Source organism: Desulfuribacillus alkaliarsenatis (assembly GCF_001730225.1).
GTDB classification, from domain to species: Bacteria; Bacillota; Bacilli; order Desulfuribacillales; family Desulfuribacillaceae; genus Desulfuribacillus; species Desulfuribacillus alkaliarsenatis.
On sequence record NZ_MIJE01000030.1, the window covers coordinates 123,210 to 143,184 of the forward strand.

21 protein-coding genes are annotated in these 19,975 nt (G+C 40.4%); all 21 read left to right on the forward strand.

Annotation, left to right across the window (positions count from 1 at the left end; genetic code table 11):
• Positions 1 to 28 precede the first annotated feature (28 nt).
• The 21 genes from ftsW (at position 29) to BHF68_RS09220 (ending at position 19,953) form a co-directional block, all read left to right on the forward strand.
• Positions 29 to 1,129: a putative lipid II flippase FtsW gene (gene ftsW / locus BHF68_RS09120; RefSeq protein WP_069643337.1), complete on the forward strand. Its 1,101-nt coding sequence runs from the start codon at positions 29 to 31 to the stop codon at positions 1,127 to 1,129.
• Between the two features lie 100 nt (positions 1,130 to 1,229).
• Complete coding sequence (rpoE, locus tag BHF68_RS09125) at positions 1,230 to 1,817, forward strand: DNA-directed RNA polymerase subunit delta (protein WP_069643338.1); 588 nt, start codon at positions 1,230 to 1,232, stop codon at positions 1,815 to 1,817.
• A 140-nt stretch (positions 1,818 to 1,957) separates the two neighbouring features.
• A complete protein-coding gene (gene pyrG, locus BHF68_RS09130; RefSeq protein WP_069643339.1) occupies positions 1,958 to 3,568 on the forward strand; it encodes a CTP synthase in 1,611 nt (536 codons plus the stop codon).
• A 333-nt stretch (positions 3,569 to 3,901) separates the two neighbouring features.
• Positions 3,902 to 4,285, forward strand: coding sequence for a response regulator (locus BHF68_RS09135; RefSeq protein WP_069643340.1), 384 nt, complete (start codon positions 3,902 to 3,904; stop codon positions 4,283 to 4,285).
• 42 nt (positions 4,286 to 4,327) lie between these two features.
• Positions 4,328 to 4,978, forward strand: coding sequence for a fructose-6-phosphate aldolase (fsa, locus tag BHF68_RS09140; protein ID WP_069643341.1), 651 nt, complete (start codon positions 4,328 to 4,330; stop codon positions 4,976 to 4,978).
• A 123-nt stretch (positions 4,979 to 5,101) separates the two neighbouring features.
• The gene (gene murA / locus BHF68_RS09145) at positions 5,102 to 6,385 is read left to right on the forward strand and encodes a UDP-N-acetylglucosamine 1-carboxyvinyltransferase (protein WP_069643342.1); all 1,284 of its coding nucleotides are present in this window, start codon (positions 5,102 to 5,104) and stop codon (positions 6,383 to 6,385) included.
• A gap of 70 nt (positions 6,386 to 6,455) precedes the next feature.
• On the forward strand, positions 6,456 to 7,424 hold the full coding sequence (glpX, locus tag BHF68_RS09150) for a class II fructose-bisphosphatase (RefSeq protein WP_069643343.1): 969 nt from the start codon (positions 6,456 to 6,458) through the stop codon (positions 7,422 to 7,424).
• 21 nt (positions 7,425 to 7,445) lie between these two features.
• Positions 7,446 to 8,690: a transcription termination factor Rho gene (gene rho / locus BHF68_RS09155; protein WP_069643455.1), complete on the forward strand. Its 1,245-nt coding sequence runs from the start codon at positions 7,446 to 7,448 to the stop codon at positions 8,688 to 8,690.
• Between the two features lie 107 nt (positions 8,691 to 8,797).
• Entirely contained in the window at positions 8,798 to 9,733 is a 936-nt protein-coding gene (locus BHF68_RS09160) for a peptidoglycan DD-metalloendopeptidase family protein (RefSeq protein ID WP_069643344.1), read from the forward strand.
• Positions 9,734 to 9,841: 108 nt separating this feature from the next.
• Positions 9,842 to 10,039 (forward strand): 50S ribosomal protein L31, encoded by a 198-nt coding sequence (gene rpmE / locus BHF68_RS09165; RefSeq protein WP_069643345.1) that lies wholly within the window; start codon positions 9,842 to 9,844, stop codon positions 10,037 to 10,039.
• Between the two features lie 141 nt (positions 10,040 to 10,180).
• Positions 10,181 to 10,990 carry a YhcN/YlaJ family sporulation lipoprotein gene (locus BHF68_RS09170; protein ID WP_069643346.1) on the forward strand — a complete coding sequence of 270 codons (810 nt, stop codon included), beginning with the start codon at positions 10,181 to 10,183 and terminating at the stop codon, positions 10,988 to 10,990.
• Positions 10,991 to 11,194: 204 nt separating this feature from the next.
• Positions 11,195 to 12,265, forward strand: coding sequence for a peptide chain release factor 1 (gene prfA, locus BHF68_RS09175; RefSeq protein ID WP_069643347.1), 1,071 nt, complete (start codon positions 11,195 to 11,197; stop codon positions 12,263 to 12,265).
• A gap of 32 nt (positions 12,266 to 12,297) precedes the next feature.
• On the forward strand, positions 12,298 to 13,230 hold the full coding sequence (prmC, locus tag BHF68_RS09180) for a peptide chain release factor N(5)-glutamine methyltransferase (protein WP_084019332.1): 933 nt from the start codon (positions 12,298 to 12,300) through the stop codon (positions 13,228 to 13,230).
• Positions 13,231 to 13,628: 398 nt separating this feature from the next.
• Positions 13,629 to 14,282, forward strand: coding sequence for a stage II sporulation protein R (gene spoIIR, locus BHF68_RS09185; protein WP_069643348.1), 654 nt, complete (start codon positions 13,629 to 13,631; stop codon positions 14,280 to 14,282).
• 56 nt (positions 14,283 to 14,338) lie between these two features.
• Positions 14,339 to 14,791 carry a GNAT family N-acetyltransferase gene (locus BHF68_RS09190; protein ID WP_069643349.1) on the forward strand — a complete coding sequence of 151 codons (453 nt, stop codon included), beginning with the start codon at positions 14,339 to 14,341 and terminating at the stop codon, positions 14,789 to 14,791.
• An 8-nt stretch (positions 14,792 to 14,799) separates the two neighbouring features.
• On the forward strand, positions 14,800 to 15,966 hold the full coding sequence (locus tag BHF68_RS09195) for an L-threonylcarbamoyladenylate synthase (RefSeq protein WP_245669656.1): 1,167 nt from the start codon (positions 14,800 to 14,802) through the stop codon (positions 15,964 to 15,966).
• Between the two features lie 36 nt (positions 15,967 to 16,002).
• A complete protein-coding gene (locus BHF68_RS09200; protein WP_069643350.1) occupies positions 16,003 to 16,746 on the forward strand; it encodes a ZIP family metal transporter in 744 nt (247 codons plus the stop codon).
• 79 nt (positions 16,747 to 16,825) lie between these two features.
• Complete coding sequence (locus tag BHF68_RS09205) at positions 16,826 to 17,329, forward strand: low molecular weight protein arginine phosphatase (RefSeq protein ID WP_069643351.1); 504 nt, start codon at positions 16,826 to 16,828, stop codon at positions 17,327 to 17,329.
• A gap of 62 nt (positions 17,330 to 17,391) precedes the next feature.
• A complete protein-coding gene (locus BHF68_RS09210) occupies positions 17,392 to 18,729 on the forward strand; it encodes a methyl-accepting chemotaxis protein (RefSeq protein WP_084019333.1) in 1,338 nt (445 codons plus the stop codon).
• Positions 18,730 to 18,947: 218 nt separating this feature from the next.
• A complete protein-coding gene (gene rpiB, locus BHF68_RS09215; RefSeq protein WP_069643352.1) occupies positions 18,948 to 19,397 on the forward strand; it encodes a ribose 5-phosphate isomerase B in 450 nt (149 codons plus the stop codon).
• 16 nt (positions 19,398 to 19,413) lie between these two features.
• Complete coding sequence (locus BHF68_RS09220; RefSeq protein ID WP_069643353.1) at positions 19,414 to 19,953, forward strand: TIGR01440 family protein; 540 nt, start codon at positions 19,414 to 19,416, stop codon at positions 19,951 to 19,953.
• Positions 19,954 to 19,975: the final 22 nt, after the last annotated feature.

The window sequence follows — 19,975 nt, forward strand, 5'->3', positions numbered from 1 at the left end:
TGATGATATAAGCATAGGTGTGATGTGAATGCAAGAGCGTAAACTTCCAGATTTTTTTCTACTGACAATTACATTTGTATTAACCTGCTTTGGTCTTGTTGCTGTATATAGTGCTAGCTTTGCCATCAGCTTTGAGAGATATCATGATGCTAGCTACTTTTTCACACGACAGCTTATGTGGGCAATTCTTGGTTTTATTGCACTATTAATTACTATGAACATACCATATAAATTTCTTAGGAAGCTATCACCATTGATGTTTTTTGTGACGCTTTTTTTGTTAGTAATCGTGTTGATTCCTGGAATCGGAGTTGAGCGGAATTTTGCCCAGCGCTGGATAGGCTTTGGCCCGATACTAATACAACCATCCGAACTATTGAAGGTTGTTATCAGTATTTATTTTGCGCATTATCTAAGCAAACGTTTGGATAGGATGGATGAATTTAAGGAGACTGTACAGCCGATTTTAATAATGCTAGCGATATGCTTCGGCTTAATTATGCTCCAGCCCGATTTTAGTACAGCAGTTATAATTGCGATTATAACCTTTACGCTACTCTTCAGTGCAGGGGCACGAATTAAGCACCTTTTTCTTGTTGGAGTTGCCATGCTGCCCCTGGTTATTATAATGGCGATTTGGAAGCCTTACCGTATTAAACGCTTAATGACATTTTTAGACCCATGGGCGGCTGACTCCTTAAAGGAAGGTTATCAAATAATCCATTCCCTTTATGCCTTTGGTAACGGTGGTATATCAGGTGTTGGGTTTGGTGCAGGACTGCAGAAGTTATTTTACCTACCAGAACCCCATACAGATTTTATCTTTTCTATCATTGGAGAAGAGCTAGGGTTGATTGGTGCTATATCAATTATTCTGCTATTTGCATTGTTTTTATGGAGGGGCCTGTTGATTTCGTCTAAGGTTGAGGATCCATTTGGTAGCTTGCTAGCATTAAGCTTAACGGTGATGATATCGGTGCAAGCATTTATGAATATTGCAATTACAATAGGTATGCTCCCAGTAACAGGATTGACGTTGCCGTTTATTAGCTATGGTGGTTCATCCCTGTTGGTAACACTAATAGCCACGGGGATTATTCTTAACATTTCAAGGGATGTTAGCAAATAATCAATAGATTTAACATAAAATGTTTGACATCGGTAGTAGTTTGGATACAATAGTGATGTATGTAATGTTATAGGAAATAGCAGGAAGGACGTGTCTGTGAATGTCAGAGCAATTTAGTGTACAGTTGACTGAAGAAGAGATTAAGAATATATCCTATGTGGATTTAGCCTACGAAATTTTAAATTCATCGGGAAATACGTTTCATTATAAGGATTTGTTGTTAGAGGTTGGACATCGGAAAGGATTAAGTCAAGACGATCTTATGGAAGTTATGGCGACTATATATTCAGAAATCAATATTGATGGACGTTTCTTATCGATAGGGTCTAATGTATGGGGTCTTAAGAGATGGTATCCATCAGAGAAGACGGCTAAAACAGGGCCAACGCCAAAACGCTTTAAGCGTAATGACGATGATTATGATGATTATGATCTTGATGATGAGTTCTACATGGATGACGATTACGATAATGACTTAGATGATACAGATATTGATGAACAAGATGATGTGGATGATGTAGATGTGGATGAAGATATTGACATAGACATCGACGATCCTGTTGATGATGAATTTGACATCGATGATAGCCTGGATGAGGATATAGAAGAAGATGATGAAGATGAAGATGAGGGATATGATATAGCTGATACTGAAGCTGAGGACGAGGACGACGAAGATCGGCTTTAGTAAAAATGCTTAAAAGCGATTTAGAGCCGCAGGATTTTCTAGTATATAGAAAGTGGTAGAACTGCGGCTTTTTTCACTTGACACCTTTACCTAGAATCTGTAATATATGCGGAGGAAACAAATCGAGGAGGCTTTTTTTTATGACCAAATATATATTTATAACAGGTGGTGTTGTATCTTCATTAGGGAAAGGGATTACAGCAGCATCCTTAGGCAGACTACTTAAAAACCGTGGGCTTAAAGTAATTATTCAAAAATTTGACCCGTATATAAATGTAGACCCTGGCACTATGAGTCCGTATCAGCATGGAGAGGTATTTGTAACAGACGACGGTGCGGAAACAGACTTAGATTTGGGTCACTACGAGCGATTTATAGACGTAAATCTTTCTAAATATAACAATGTAACTTCAGGTAAGATATATTGGTCAGTCATATCGAAGGAGCGCAAAGGTGATTACCTCGGTGGCACGGTACAGGTTATTCCGCATATTACTAATGAGATTAAAGAGCGTATCTTCATGGCAGCGAAGGAGACAAGCCCAGACGTTGTAATTACTGAGATTGGTGGAACTGTAGGGGACATTGAGAGTCTGCCTTTCCTTGAAGCAATCCGCCAAATTAAAAGTAATATTGGCCGTGAGAATGTCATGTACATTCACGTAACGCTTTTACCGTATCTTAATAAAGCAGGTGAAATTAAAACTAAGCCAACTCAGCATAGCGTAAAAGAGCTACGCAGCATTGGTATTCAACCTAATGTTATCGTAACCCGTACGGAGCAAATGATTTCTGACGATTTAAAGGCGAAGCTAGCTCAGTTTTGTGATATTGACCAAGATGCTGTCATTCAAGCCTGTGATGCCGATGTGCTGTATGAAGTTCCGTTAAACTTACAAGCAGAAGGATTGGACGAGTACGTCGTGAGTCACCTGCAGCTTAAGTGTGAGCCTAAGGCAGATATGACGGAATGGATCCAATTAGTTAATCGTGTAAAAAACCTAACTAAGACAGTTAAGATAGCCATAGTAGGTAAATACGTAGCATTGCATGATGCATACCTTAGTATCGCAGAAGCATTAAATCATGCAGGTATTCAGCATGGCTATAAGGTAGATATATCCTGGGTTCAATCTGAAGATGTGAATGAAGAAAACGTAGCAGATTTATTAAAGAATGTCGATGGAATACTAGTGCCAGGTGGCTTTGGTGACCGTGGTGTTGAAGGGAAAGTTGCTACTATTAAATATGCCCGTGAAAACAAGATTCCGTTCTTCGGTATTTGCTTAGGTATGCAGGTAGCTGTGATTGAATTTGCCCGCAATGTGTTAAATATGCAGGGTGCCCATTCAACGGAATTTGACTCAGAAACGGAATTCCCAGTAATTGATTTACTACCTGACCAGAAGGATGTAGAGGACATGGGTGGCACCATGCGCTTAGGGCTTTATCCTTGTAAGGTTCCTGAAGACACTAAAGCCTATGAGGCATATAATGATGAATTAGTGTATGAGCGTCATCGTCATCGTTATGAGTTTAATAACCAATTTAGAGAAGCAATGCAAGCTGGTGGCATGGTATTCTCTGGTACATCGCCGAATGGACGGTTAGTGGAGATAATAGAACTTAAAGACCATCCTTGGTTCGTTGCTTGTCAATTCCATCCAGAATTTATATCTAGACCAAATAGACCGCAGCCGTTGTTTGCTAAGTTCGTAGAAGCGACAGTTGCGACTAAAGGAAGCGAGTAAACGTTACTAAAGTTAGATACAAGCATATGAATGAAGATTGCGTCTGAAACACCGATTAAGATAGCGACTAAAAAGTAGCCCTGGAAGAGCCAGGGCTACTTTTATGTATTGGGATTGTCGAAGGTTGTCGAATTAAGCAGTTATTTAATGGAAAAAAACTCTTGATAAAAAGCAGGAATATTAGTAGGACTATAGAATTAGATATACAGACTTATTATAACGCATTTATAGATATTTAGTATTGCAATGGCTATATCGATGGTATTGTGTATTAACTTTTAGACTAGTATCAAATAAGTATGAAAAACTAGAAAGTCGCTGGGAGTGGGTTCTGTGAATAAGAAGGTTCTTATTGTAGATGATCAAGCGGGGATTCGTATGCTGTTAAGTGAGGTTCTTAGAAGTGAAGGTGTCGAGGTAGTGGATGTACCCAATGGTGAAATAGCGATTCAGGTATGTCCTAAATTACAGCCTGATTTAGTCTTGCTCGACATGAAGATGCCAGGTATGAGTGGGGTCGATACCCTTAGATATCTACGAAAAGAATTGGATTTGGATGTACCTGTGATTCTCATGACTGCCTATAGTGAGCTAGAGATGCTAGAGGAAGCAATACGTTTAGGGATTAATAGACAAATCATGAAACCGTTTGATGTCTTCTCTGTTAGTAAAGAGATTGTTCATGAAGTTTGCAAAACACCTAGTTTTTGTGGATAATATGATTAAGAGAGCAAACTTTACTGAGGAGGCATTACATATATGATATTCTTTATCGATACAGCGAACACAGAAGACATCAAGAAAGCACATGCTATGGGTGTGGTTTCTGGGGTGACAACCAATCCGAGTCTAGTCGCTAAGGAAGGTCGAGATTTTGTAGAAGTGTTAAATGAGATAATCTCAATAGTCGACGGACCAATCAGTGCTGAAGTCATTAGTCTAGAAGCAACGGGAATGATTGAAGAAGCTAAGAAGCTAGCGTCATTATCCGAAAATATTGTTATCAAGGTACCTATGACAGGAGAAGGCCTAAAAGCAGTTAAAGCCTTAAGTGATGAAGGTATTAAAACTAATGTGACATTAGTTTTCTCTGCTAATCAAGCATTATTAGCAGCCCGTGCTGGCGCTACCTATGTAAGTCCATTTGTTGGTCGTTTAGATGATATTGGGCATGATGGTATGGAGTTAATCTCTGAAATAGCAGATATCTTTGCAATCCACCAGCTAGATACACAGATCATTGCTGCTAGCATCCGCCATCCGTTGCATGTAACTAAGTCTGCCTTGGCGGGGGCACATATAGCAACTGTACCTTACTCGGTCATTCAAGGCATGCTTAAACATCCGATGACTGATTTAGGTATTGAACGATTCCTGCAGGATTGGGAAGAGGCTAACAAATCAAAATAGCTTGAAAATGTGATTGAATGGTGTGCACCTTTAAAGGTGCACATTGTAGTTTATCTCAGTTGCGTTAGTTATTAATTTTCTTTATCTCCGCCGTGGAAAATGGACGGCAGAAAGGGGAATGTTATGGAGTTGCTTTCTATTCGAGGAGGTCGACGCTTACAGGGAACAGTGACAATAAGTGGAGCAAAAAATAGTGCAGTTGCCCTAATCCCAGCGAGTATCCTTGGGGAAGATGCGATAACAATAGAGAACCTACCTAATATTAGGGACGTAGGTATATACAAACAGATTTTAGAACAGCTTGATGCTCGAGTCGTACATAATGAAAGCGAGCTAATTATTAACCCAGCCAAAATGGTTTGTAATCCTGTTAATAACGGTCTAGTTACAGAGCTAAGAGCATCGTATTACTTAATGGGGGCGATGCTAGGCAAGTTTGGAGAATCATGTGTTGGTTTGCCAGGTGGCTGTAACCTAGGACCGCGACCAATTGACCAGCATCTGAAGGGTTTTCAAGCCTTAGGTGCTTCTATTGAACAGAGTCAAGGGATGATTTATTTAAAAGCAGACAAATTAATCGGTGCTAAAATCTACCTAGACGTTGTAAGTGTCGGTGCGACAATAAATATTATGCTAGCTGCAGTCAAGGCTAAGGGTCAGACGATAATAGAAAACGCAGCCAAGGAGCCAGAGATAATTGATATAGCTACGATTTTAACTTCTATGGGTGCAAAAATTAAGGGTGCTGGCACAGATATTATAAAAATCACTGGAGTTGAAAGTCTAGGTGGTTGTAAACACTCTATCATTCCTGATAGAATAGAGGCAGGCACGTATATGATTGCGGCAGCTGCAACAAAGGGTGAAGTCATAATTGATTCTGTTATACCGAAACACCTAGAGCCGATTACGGCAAAACTCCGTGAGATAGGTGTTGTGATAGAAGAAGCGGACGATCAACTACTGATTCGAGGTAAACACGATTACCGAGCCGTTGATGTAAAAACCCTCCCATACCCGGGATTCCCCACTGATCTTCAACAACCAATTACTACCCTGTTAACACAAGCAAATGGCTGTAGTATAGTAACAGATAATATATATGGATGTCGTTTTAAGCATATTGATGAGCTTAAGCGGATGGGAGCCAATGTTAAAGTAGAAGGCCGCTCTGCCGTGATTGAAGGCAGTACCTGTCTGCAAGGAGCGAGCGTACGAGCAACAGATTTGCGTGCTGGTGCAGCTTTAGTTGTAGCAGGTCTCTGTGCCGAGGGGACAACTTCAATTAGTGGTATTCAATACATAGATCGTGGCTATGAGCGAATCGAAGATAAGCTGACCTCCCTGGGGGCGGAGGTGTGGCGAGAGCAAACTGATGAACAAAGCAATGAACAAAGTAATGAATAAGGAAATTAACATGACAGTGGATAAGGATATTGACATTTAGTTAAATTTTGAAAGGGGAGAACGATACAAGATGGATAGAAGTTTGACATTAGAAATTGCAAGGGTTACCGAGGCAGCGGCGTTAGCGTCTGCTAGATGGATGGGTAGAGGTAAGAAAGAGGCAGCTGACCAAGGAGCAACAAGCGCTATGCGCACAGTCCTTAACACAATTCCGATAAGCGGTAAAATCGTTATTGGTGAAGGGGAGATGGACGAGGCTCCGATGCTTTACATAGGCGAAGAAGTTGGTAGTGGCGGAGCGCCAGTAGACATTGCTGTTGATCCCTTAGAAGGGACTAATATAGTTGCCAAGGGCTCATGGAATGCACTGGCTGTAATTGCAATTGCTGATGCTGGAACGATGCTTAATGCTCCTGATATGTATATGGATAAGATTGCAGTAGGGCCAAAAGCAAAAGGTAAGGTCGATTTAGCAGCTAGCGTTACAGACAATCTAAAGGCTGTTGCCAAAGCATTGGACAAGGACATATCAGAAGTAACTGCAACCCTGCTAGATAGACCTCGACATGACTTGATTGTCGATGAAATAAGAGCTGCGGGTGCGAGAATTAAGTTCATACCTGATGGAGATGTAGCAGCGGCAATCAACACCTGCTTCGAAGGTACGGGAGTAGACATCATGTTTGGTATTGGTGGCGCTCCAGAGGGCGTATTAGCAGCGGCAGCCATTAAATGCCTTGGTGGAGATATTCAAGGGCGCCTAATTCCAGATAATGAAGAGCAACGAGAACGCTGCCGCAAAATGATGAATATAGACTGTGTTGAGCGGATACTTAAGCTAGAAGATATGGTTAAGGGCGATGATGTAATCTTTGCAGCCACAGGCGTAACCGATGGTGAGCTACTTAAAGGTGTGCGTTTTATGGGGAAAGATCTAGCTAAAACAGAGACGGTAGTTATGCGTGCTCAAAGTGGAACCCTAAGATTTATTAACGCTGACCATAAGCTATCGAAAAAACCTAACCTGGTTATGGTATAGAAAGCAGGTAAGTAAATGAATATGAACATGAATATCAATGAGTTAGAAAGTCTAAAACTAGCTGATTTATATAAAATGGCGAAGGAATATAAAATTTCATATTATTCGCAGCTAAAAAAGAAGGAGTTAGTTTTTGCAATTTTAAAGGCGCGGGCTGAGAAAGACGGCTTTATGTTTGCTGAAGGGGTATTAGAGATTCTGCCAGACGGCTATGGTTTTTTGCGTCCGATTAACTATTCACCTAGCTCTGAAGATATTTACATATCGCAATCACAAATTAGAAAATTCGATTTGCGTAATGGAGATCTCGTATCTGGTAAAGTGCGCCCGCCTAAGGAAAACGAGCGCTACTACGGATTGCTATATGTTGAAGCAGTTAATGGCATGGTGCCTGAGGTAGCTGCCGAACGTGTACACTTTCCAGGCCTAACACCAATTTACCCGAATGAGAAAATGACTCTAGAGACTACTAGTAGCAATTTATCTACACGCATTGTTGATTTAATCGCACCTATAGGCTTTGGTCAGCGTGGTTTAATTGTTTCGCCACCGAAGGCGGGGAAAACTTTATTGCTGAAAGAAATAGCCAATGCAATTACAGTTAACCACCCAGATGTATATTTGATTGTACTGCTGATAGATGAAAGACCAGAAGAAGTGACTGACATGCAGAGGTTTGTGAAGGGTGACGTTGTAAGCTCTACTTTTGACGAACTTCCAGAAAACCATGTCAAGGTAGCTGAACTTGTGCTTGACCGTGCTCAGAGGCTAGTTGAACATAAAAAAGACGTAGTCATCTTAATGGATAGTATTACACGTCTTGCACGCGCATATAACTTGGTTATACCTAGTAGCGGTCGTACGTTATCTGGTGGTATCGATCCGATGGCATTTCATCGTCCGAAACGCTTTTTTGGATCAGCCCGTAATATTGAAGAAGGTGGAAGCTTAACTATTTTAGCGACAGCTTTAGTGGACACTGGCTCTAGAATGGACGATGTAATTTTTGAAGAATTTAAAGGTACAGGTAATATGGAGCTACAGCTTGACCGTAAGCTGTCAGAGAAGCGGATCTTCCCTGCTATTGATATCCGTAGATCTGGAACACGAAGGGAAGAGCTTCTGCTCGATAAAGAATCCTTGGATGTTCTTTGGAAGCTTCGTAAAACCCTTACAGATAGCCCAGATTTCACAGAAATTTTCTTGAAAAGATTGAAGCAAACTAAGGATAATCGAGAGTTTATAGATACTCTTTTCAAAAAATAATTTCCAATTATGGAATAAATAAATAAGAACGAGGATAGACTGAATAGTGCACATTTTTGTACTAGAAATCATAGTATAATACATCCAACATTTGTGAGGTGTAAGCGGTGAAAAAAGTACAGGCACTACCAGTCTTTTTGTCGTTCTTGTTGATGAGTAGTGTTGTTTTGGCACCAATGACAACTTCAGCATTAAGCTTACGAGATTTTTACAACCCATTTCATACAATTAATGAATATATTGAAAAAGAAAAGTATGCAAGACAAGTCGACTCAACGGTGACAGCATTGGAAACTAATACATCGTGGAGAGAGCTACCATTGCACACCGAATATCAAGTGAAGGCTAATGACACTCTGCAATCAATTGCTCAGCTATATAAGATTGCAAGAGCTGATTTACAAGAATCAAATCCTTGGGCGACGGATCCTCTGGAGCTTGGTCAGGTCATTTATGTACCGTTGGCAGTTGACCGTGTGCACCATGTCTCATGGGGAGATACCATCTTCACGATAGCACAGCGCTACGGTGTTAGTATTTCAGATTTGTTAGTTATTAATCCTAGTCTTGATATAGAAGCATTGACAATCGATCAAGAGGTGCGTATTCCTAAGGAACGTAAGCAAACAGTGCAGCTTGCAGCATCAGTCAATCAAAAGAATTTTAATAATCCAATGAAATGGCCAGTAATTGGTGTCTTAACAAGCTACTATGGTCCACGCTGGGGTAGATTTCATCAAGGAATTGACATCTGGCATCAAAGTGAATTCCAAACCCCAATTTATGCGTCCCTTCCTGGGGATATAGTGTTTGCAGATTGGAGTGGAAGTGGCTACGGTCGACTTGTGATAGTTGATCATGGCAACGGAATCCAGACCTACTATGCCCACCTAAGTCGTATTCTTGTTTCTGAGGGACAGAAGGTTCGGCAGGGTGATATTATTGGACACATGGGTGACTCTGGTGACTCTATTGGTATTCATTTACATTTTGAGTTGCGCGTCGATGAACAACCTGTCAACCCATTATTGTATCTCCCTTAAAATCAGAACTAACTATTGCATTGATGCTTTACACCTGATATAATATAAGCACTGTGCCGTTAAAGAGCAATTTTTGTCGGCTGTAAGGAAGAGAAAGAGGTGAAAGCAATGAAAACAGCAATCCATCCTGATTATAAGAAAGCTCAAGTACAATGTGCTTGTGGTGAATCATTTGAAACAGGTTCTGTGAAACAAGAGCTGCGCGTAGAGATTTGCTCTAAGTGTCATCCATTCTTCACTGGTGGTCAAAAGATGATCGACGCTGGTGGTCGTGTAGACAAATTCAAGAAAAAATACAATTTGTAATTATATGAACAAGTGGCTTTCCAATGAAGATTGGAAGGCTTTTTTGTATTAATCAGTAAGCAAATCATTGCCAGCCTTTTCGGTAATTTCCTGAGATTTTTCTGGTGCTTCGGAAACCATAATTATCGAGGAGGTGAAACAATGAAAATATCAAGAATCATTCTTCTATCACTGTTAGTAGTTGCGGTGGTTGTTGCTTCATTCGGTTGTCAGGCAGCACAACGCCCAGAACCAGCAAGGTATGACCGTGCACAAGATGGTGTCGGTGGTCCGCTTGCAGAATTTGACCGTGTAGCTGATCGTGACCGTAATATGGGCCCTGGCTTTGATTGGGATTTCCATGGAGTTCAAGATTCTGAACGCTATAGAGCCGAGACTATACGTAATGGAACACTTGGTGGAGGCTTTAACAATTTAGGTTTGCGTGACAACGCTGACTTAATGGATGGCGGAATTGGACGCGGTGGTGCTGAGCAAGACATGACACGACGTTTAGAACACAGAGTAGAGCAAATTGCTGGCGTTAGAGATGCAACAGTCGTTGTTGAAGGTGATACGGTATATGTAGGACTTGACATGGATCGTAATGCTGGTATGCAGCATCAGGGAGCACGTAATGATTTAGGGATGCAAGGAGTCCAAAATAATCGCCAAGCACAGTTTGGTCGAACAGGTCAGAATCAAATTGGTCAAGCTGGTGATGCACAGCAAATAAAAGAGAAAGTACGTCAGCTTGTTAATCAAGAAACACAATTCAGAAATGTTGTCGTTAGCGAAGACCCTGGGTTCACTCGTGAGCTTGGTGGAATTGCTAACGAAATTCGCACAGGGCGACCTGTAGCAGACTTTGGTGATGCACTACGTGATTTAGGTAGAGCACTTACTCCAGCACCAGGTGGAGCTGGAATGGGACCTGCAGCACCAGGGCCATCACCAGTTAGAACACGATAAACTGTAGTTTCGGTAACGTTTTATCAATGTATTTCCATATAGCATATGCCTAGATACAAATATTGTGTCTAGGCTTTTGCATATGTGCACAAATATTTTTTTGACTTTAATAGCATGTTTCGAATATAATTATACTGTTATTCAAATAACAGTAAGCAATAGTAATAAAAGCAAATAACAGTAGTAATGAGGTGGCATGTAGTAATGTTTGATAAATTACAATCTTTAGAAGAACGATACGATAAACTTGGTCAATTACTTTGTGATCCTGAAATCGTTAACGACATTAACAAATTACGTAAGTATTCGAAGGAGCAGTCTGACCTAGAGGAAACTGTAGAGACATATAGAGCTTACAAGGAAGCTAAACAGCAGCTAACAGATGCTAAATCAATGCTTGAAGATAAGCTAGATGATGAGATGCGCGAAATGGTGAAAATGGAGATTGATGAGCTTACAGATAGCATTGAGGAATTAAGTGCAAAGCTTAAGATTTTGCTACTACCAAAAGACCCGAACGATGACAAAAACGTAATCGTTGAAATAAGAGGTGCTGCTGGTGGTGATGAAGCTGCCTTGTTTGCTGGCGATTTATATAAAATGTATGTACGCTACGCTGAGAATAAAGGCTGGAAAACAGAGATTTTAGAAGCCAATTATACAGGGATAGGTGGATACAAAGAAATTATCTTTACCATTATTGGTAATGGTGCCTATAGCCGCTTGAAATATGAAAGTGGTGCGCATCGTGTACAACGTATTCCAGAGACGGAAAGCGGTGGACGTATACATACATCGACAGCAACGGTCGTTGTCCTGCCAGAAGCGGAAGAAATAGAAGTAGATATTCATGAGAAGGATATTCGAGTAGACCTGTTTTGTTCATCTGGACCTGGAGGTCAAAGTGTTAATACGACTCAATCTGCAGTACGTCTAACACATGTTCCTACGGGCATAGTAGTTAGCTGTCAGGATGAGAAATCACAAATAAAAAATAAAGATAAGGCAATGCGAGTATTACGTGCCCGTGTTTATGATAAGATTCAGCAGGAGCGTGATGCAGAGCTAGCACAGGAGCGTAAAGGTAAGGTTGGAACTGGTGATAGAAGTGAACGTATTCGCACGTACAACTTTCCACAAAGTCGAGTAACTGATCATCGTATTGGATTAACGTTACACAAACTTGATTACATATTACAGGGAGATCTTGATGAAATCATCGATAGCCTCGTGGTAGAAGAACAATCAAGCTTACTAAAGGACATTGAAGATTAAAAATATTTAAAATACTGTGAGGTTTTGTAATCATGAACACTCCTAAGACCTATCGAGAAGCCTTTAATTGGGCTTCTTCTTTTTTAACAACTAAAAAAACGAAGAATCCACTCTTTGAGGCTGAGCTATTACTCCGCAAAGCGGCTAAGCTGGAGAGGCACAAGCTTTTTATGAGTTGGGATGAACAAATTGATGAAGGCGATTGGCATACATATTATACATGGATTAAACAGCGTGGAGAACATGTCCCAGTGCAATACCTGACCCAGGAGCAAGAATTTTATGGGAGAACCTTCTATGTTGATAAGCGGGTTCTGATACCGCGACCAGAAACAGAAATCTTAGTAGAACAAGCCTTAAAACGTATACATAAGCTGTATGAGAATAGCTGTAATAACAACACTCAACAAATTAGCATATTAGATATTGGCACTGGTAGTGGAGCGATTCCAATTACAATCGCAGCAGAACTTTTGAACTGGTTAGATAGCAGTTCTAAGCAGGCTATAAATATTAATATTGATGGATTAGATATATCAGAGTCAGCTTTGCAGGTGGCTAAGATAAATGCCAAACTTTTATTATCAGCAAAATCATCTAATGTCAGAGTCGAATGGCATCTAGGTGACACGTGGTCACGGCATGAGAGGCAATATCAGGTGATATTGTCAAATCCACCGTATGTAGACCGTGCTGAGTCAGACACTATGGACCGTGAAGTTAAAGATTATGAGCCAGAGCTTGCACTATTTGCTGAAGAGGAAGGCTTAGCAATTTATAAAAAAATTATCTCTCAAGCAAACCAATATCTCACACCAGCTGGTTGGCTAGGATTTGAGATTGGCTACCAACAATCTGAGGTTATTAGCGAACTGTTGCAGAAACATAACTTTAAAAATATTGAAGTGTATAAGGACTTGGCAGGACATCAAAGAGTGATTTTCGGGCAGAGGCAGAATATATGACTCGGCATCAATTCACTCACTAGAGCCTACAGCTTAATGATTGCTAAGGTTTGCTTTGGCAAGCTCCACAACTCCCTTCGGTCAGACGCGTGGAGCTTTATGCCAAACCTTCACCAAGCACTCCTAAAAGCTTCTGGCAAAGATCGTTCATCGATACCGAGCCATATATTCCAGATGAAACTAAATTTAACTAACATAAGAATTACAGATTTTTGAGTAGCCCAGTTGTTGGGCGGTTTGGCGGAGCGAATCTTTGTTGGAGGCTTTGCTACCCCGCACAACCACGGACACCCAAAAAAATTCTTTACTTCAGGTTTAAAGCTCCTCACCCATGACCATACTGTAAGCAAACAAATAAACTGACAGTTTAGCTGCTACAGTTCATGGGAGAGAATTAAATGCTTACAAAAACACAAACTAAACTAATCCAATATATATTAGTACTAGTAATGATTTTAGTAATGAGTTGGGAGCAGGCCTATTCACAGCCGTTACTATGGAAAAGCCAAGAGCTACCAGAAGATGCAATTCGACTTAGGGTTCTGCCTAATAGTGATAGACCAGTAGATCAGTGGTTGAAGCAGAATGTTCGTGACGCTGTAACTGAGTATATGCAGGATCTAGCCGAAGATTTTACATCTAGTGATCAAGCAGAGCAGTACCTGCAGAAGCAGATCGAAGTAGTAACTGAATTGGTTATAAATACAATACGGGAGCAGGGATTTAATTACAACGTCAATGTGCGTTTAGATGAAGCTCAATTTCCTACGATTAAATATGGCGAGCATCTTTATCCTGCTGGGGTATACAAAGCACTCATAATAGAAATTGGTCAAGCAGCGGGAGAAAATTGGTGGTGCGTGCTGTATCCACCGTTATGCCTAGTCGATATAACATCAGCTACAATTATAGACAATGAAGAGCCTACAAGTACTACGGGAAATGATCTGCAAAATATTAAAGAGTTAAAGGAACTTAAGGAGCTTAAGGAACAAAAACAAATTGATGAAGTTCAATACAAATTTTTCTTAGCAAAGTTGTTCAAAAGGTAATATAATAAGTCAAGCCTCATAGAATTGGTATAAATACCTATCTAGGGGGTTTTTTTGTGAGTATTGTAGTGCGTCTGGCGAAAAAAAGTGATATTATTAGCATGGAATATTTGTTAGAAAAAGCTAAATTAAATAAGGATGGAATAACAGAGCATCTGGAGAATTTCTTAGTTGTCGAGGACTTGCGTGACGAAAATTATAGTAATATAGTCGGCATGGTAGGATTAGAAATCTATGAACAACGGGGCATACTACGCTCACTGGTACTGCGCTCAGAGAAGTGGAATTCTAAGGTTGGGGTTGAGCTGATTGCATTAATTATTTCCTATGGATGGAGACGAGGCTTGAAGGAAATATTTTTAATGACACACAATTCTCAGGCTTTTTTCGAATATTGGGGGTTTGCGGAGGTTAACTGGGACGATGTGCCAGATGAGCTACGAAAGTCTACCCACTTTAAAGAATATGACTCAAGCTATGCGACGGTTATGCGTTTAATAAAAGAGTAAGTTTAGAGGTGTTAGCAATCGATACACAAACAAACATGCATACGGATATGCAGAAGAATAATTATCACACAAAAATACATAAGCTAAATAAACATGCTTTGCAATCAGAAGTAAGTCTAAGTGTTTTACATCTGGCAGCGGAGCAGCTAAAAGCGGGACAAGTAGTAGCATTTCCAACAGAGACCGTATATGGTCTAGGGGCTAATGCCTATGACAGTAATGCAATTCGCAAAATTTTTCGCGCTAAAGGTAGGCCTAGTGACAACCCGTTGATTGTACATGTGCATTCCCTTGAGCAAGCGATTGAACTGATTGACATAAAGAGATTCAATAATCAGTTAAGGCAACGCCTGCAATTACTAGCGGAAAAGTTCTGGCCTGGACCACTTACCTGTATTGTACCGGCTGCAAAAGGGATTGCTGAAAACGTAACTGCAGGCTTAGATACTGTAGGTATTCGCATCCCAAATCATCCTATAGCTCTGGCTTTGTTAGAGGCTGTGGATTTACCTATAGCTGCACCGAGCGCTAATCTATCTGGGAAGCCAAGCCCGACGGCTGCTGAGCATGTATACAATGATTTGAATGGTAAGATACCACTTATATTAGATGGAGGCAACACAGGGGTTGGAGTTGAATCAACAGTCCTTGATATAGCATCGGAAATTCCGATGATTTTACGTCCAGGCGGAATCAGTATTGAAGCGCTTCAGGATGTTTTAGGACGAGTTATGGTTGATCCAGCAAATTTCAGTTCAAGCAACAGTATGGTTGATTTAGGCATGAACCCTTCGACTACACCTAAATCGCCAGGGATGAAATATACACATTATGCGCCTAAGGGTCAGGTTGTTGTATATTTGCAAAGTTCTGCTCATAAAGTAGTAGAAATAATCAAAAGCTTACCTAATGAGGCCTCTGTCGGTTTAATATGTACCAGCTCAAGCTATGAACCTGAATTAAAAAACAAACTGGAAATTTTAGATAGAAAAATAGATTTTCTCATAACTCATGACGGTAATATTGAAAAAGTCGCTAATAACCTATACAGATGGCTACGGGCCGTTGATCAGCAGAACATTGAATATATATTTATCGAAGCACTAGAAGAACAAGGATTAGGGTCGGCAGTTATGAATCGACTGCTTAAGGCTGCTGGAGGGAAAATTATTTAGGTAAACGCTTTTGTGACAGTCGGGAGCTAATATAATATGGGAGAACTGTTGCAGGGCATTTTGTTTTTCAGCATGCTTGCTGGAATGGCTACAATTATAGGTGTTTTCATTGTTTTTTATTTTGGGACACCAAATAGGCAGTCAATAGCGTTATATCTTGGTTTAGCTGCAGGTGTAATGATAACCGTTAGCATCGATTTAATCATACATTCTGCCAAAATTGGGCATTATAAGACATTGTTAATGGGATTAGTCCTTGGAGCATTGCTTATGGCTTTACTATCTGGCATAATAGCAATAATCCATAAAAATTTCACACATCGCCGTGGTTCAGCCTTCAACGTTAAGTTTGCAAAGATTGGCTGGACGATGGTTTTAGGCATTGCAGCCCATAATCTACCAGAAGGGCTAGCAATTGCTGCAGGGGAAGCTGCTGACCATAAACTTGGAATAGCAATAGTAATTGCAATAGCGTTACACAATGTACCTGAGGGGATAGGTGTAACAGCCCCATTGCTGAAAAGTGGTACCCGTAAAGCAATAATTGTCATTGCATTGATTTTCGTAGCACTTTGTGTACCAATGGGTACATTACTTGGCTTATATATAATAGAGATAACGCCAGCTTTTATATCGTTAGCCTTGAGTTTTGCTGCTGGAGCAATGATGTATATTGTTGTTTTTGAGCTAACACCTGCGGCATTTAAGCAGCAGCCGATATATGCACAGTTAGGTATTGTTGTCGGTATAATTGCGTTATATGCAGCACATTCGATATAAATCGATTCAGTTAAGTAAGCGTTGGAGTTAAGTTAAGGCTGAAGATAAAGTCGAGTTAAAGCTAGGAGGAAATATTGAAATGACTAACGAAGAAAAACAAACAAACATATTATTTGTTTGCACTGGTAATACATGTAGAAGTCCAATGGCAGAAGTAATTGCAAAGGAGAAAGCAGAGCAACTAGATAAACCTCTGATATTCCAGTCGGCGGGCGTGGCTACTATTGACGGCTTAAGTATATCCAAAAACGCATTGGAAGCACTTAAGGTTAAAGGCTATGACGTATCGAATCTAAACCATTCTTCCCAGGTAGTTACCGAGCAATTGCTAAACTGGGCTGATATAGTTTTAACAATGACAAGTAATCATCGCAGTCAGATTATAAATTTTTATCCAAATCTTGAAAACAAGATTTACAATTTCCCAGTATACATATACAATAACTATAACAGTCTTAGTGACGATTGTAACGTCAATAATTATGGAGATATAATTGATCCATTTGGTGGTTCTTTAGAGACATATTTATCATGTGCCGACCAACTCGAGTTATTAATAGATGAACTACTTATGTCATGTTGAAGCTGGCAAGAGGCTAGCGCTGTTTGTTACTAAGCTTGTAGAGTAGGACGGAGGAGATTTGTGTGAGTATTAAGAAGATTTTGCGGGATATTTTTACAAAGAGTGAACGGAAGTATAAATTTAGCCTGACGAAAAAAATGGTCCTGTCTATTACTGGTTTGGCATTTATCACATATGGTTGTTCGGCATTCTTCCTATTAGTATTGAGGGATTATTTCTATGAATATTTCGGCATGACAGAAACGACAGTTGTGGTCATGACCCTTTCTATGGGTATTATGTGGTCAGCGATACTAGGTTTCGTTATAGCCAGATTAATTAGTAGTTCAATTATCAGAATTGAAAAGACAGCGGTAGAAGCGTCTACTGGCTGCTTAGATTGCAAGGTTGAGGTTGGCGAGTCTGATGATGAAATCCGTGCTTTAGGCATGGCCTTTAATACTATGCTAGAGAGCTTAAGAGACATGGTTAGTGAAATTAATCGCAACTTTGAGCAAACAAACGCAAATGTACAGGAGCTAACATCTGCTTCCCAAGAATCCGCCAAAACAGCAGAGCAAATTAGCTATGCTATTGAGGACATAGCACAGGGAGCGGAAAGGCAGGCCACTGCAGCCCAAACCACCCTTGAGGCTGTTGGCAAAGTAACGAGCTTAGCACAGCAAATAGAGCAACGGGGAACAAGTACGAAGGATTTATCACATGCAATGCTCAAGACAATTGAAGAGAGTGGTAAGGTGTTTGAAGAGCTCGTACAGGGCATGCATAATATCGCAGCTACTAACCAGGACTCAATAGAAGTAGTGCGTCGCTTAGAGAATAATGCGAAGGAGATTGGCAATATCTCTGCTGTTGTTGGGGATATAGCTGAACAGACTAACCTACTTGCTCTAAATGCCAGTATTGAGGCAGCACGTGCGGGCGAACATGGACGTGGCTTTGCGGTTGTAGCTGAAGAAGTGCGTAAGCTAGCAGACCAAAGTGGAACAGCAGTTAGTAATATTACAAATCTAATCACACAAATGCAAAAAGAAGTAAGAAATGTTGTACAGCAAATTGAAGGTCAAGTGCAGCAGGCTAATGCTGCTTCTGAAAAAGGGACTGCGAGCCACGAAGCACTGAGAAATATAACATGCTCAGTTAATGATGTTGTAAAGGCTATCGAAGAAATAGCAAACCTTGTTAAGGATCAGGTTGCGCAAGCAGAGTACACCGTTGAAGAAGCTCAGAGTGTAGCAGCAGTTGCTGAAGAAACAGCAGCATCTGCACAGGAGATGTCAGCTTCTGCCCAAGAGCAAACAGCCTCAATGGAGGAGATTTCCGCAAATGCTGATGTATTACGCAATTCTGCCCTAGATTTGAAACAGGTTATAAGTAGATTTAAACTAACGAAAAAATAAAATAGTAATTGTATAATTAAGTAATCGTAAAAAATTAAAGTGTAATCGTAAAATTAAATAAAATAAAGCTGGGAGTCGCTTGATTTTTACATAAGCTGCACCTGGCTTATTATTTTTGCTTAATTATTGTTAGATGCGTTTCTTTTTTGCATGAATTGCTGTAAGAAATTTTTTAGTTATGGTATGCTAAGAGTATTGACATGGAGGTGTGTGTAATTATGAAAATTGCTATTGCGGCAGACCATGGTGGATTTTCGCTTAAAGAAGAAATTAAAGAGTTATTACATAAACTAGGGCATGAAGTCCATGATTTCGGCACCAGTAATTGTGAATCAGTCGACTACCCTGATTATGGCTTACCAGCAGCAGAAGGAGTGTCTGAGAAACGCTTCGATAGAGCCATATTAATTTGTGGGACAGGCCTAGGTATGGCAATTGTAGCTAATAAGGTTCCTGGAGTACGTGCGGTTGTTGTTCATGATACATTTTCAGCAAAGGCAACGCGCCAGCATAATGACTCCAATGTTTTAGCAATGGGAGCTAGGGTGATTGGCCCAGGCTTAGCCCTAGATATTGTCTCTGTATGGCTTGAGACTGAATTTGAGGGCGGTCGACATCAAGGCCGACTTGATAAAATAGCAGCAATTGAGCAAAAATACTGTAAATAGGATAGTGATTAGCAATATGTCTGACTTACATAATGTTTATAACGACACGTTACGTGCCATTGAACATCTAAGGCAGAGCACAGCATTGACTAATAAGGTGGTTGTAGTTGGTACAAGCACAAGTGAAGTAGCTGGTAAGCATATCGGTACCGACGGGAGCCTGCAGATAGCAGAAGCAATTTATCGAGCTCTATTTGATTGTGCTACGAAATACCAATTTCAATTGGCATTCCAAAGCTGTGAGCATCTTAATCGTGCTCTCGTTGTAGAACGCACCTTACAGGAAAATAAAGGCTATGATGAGGTAACGGTTATACCTATACAAAAAGCAGGTGGCTCACTTGCTACCTATGCGTATAAAGAACTGTCTGACCCTGTATTGATTGAATATATCCGTGCTGACGCTGGTATAGATATAGGAGAGACGATGATTGGCATGCACCTTAAGCCAGTTGCTGTACCAGTTCGCTATTCAAATCCATACATAGGACATGCACGTGTATTATTGGCAAAAACAAGACCTAAGCTTATTGGTGGCGCTAGGGCTGTTTATTGATATCTGCTTGACGGCAGGCTTA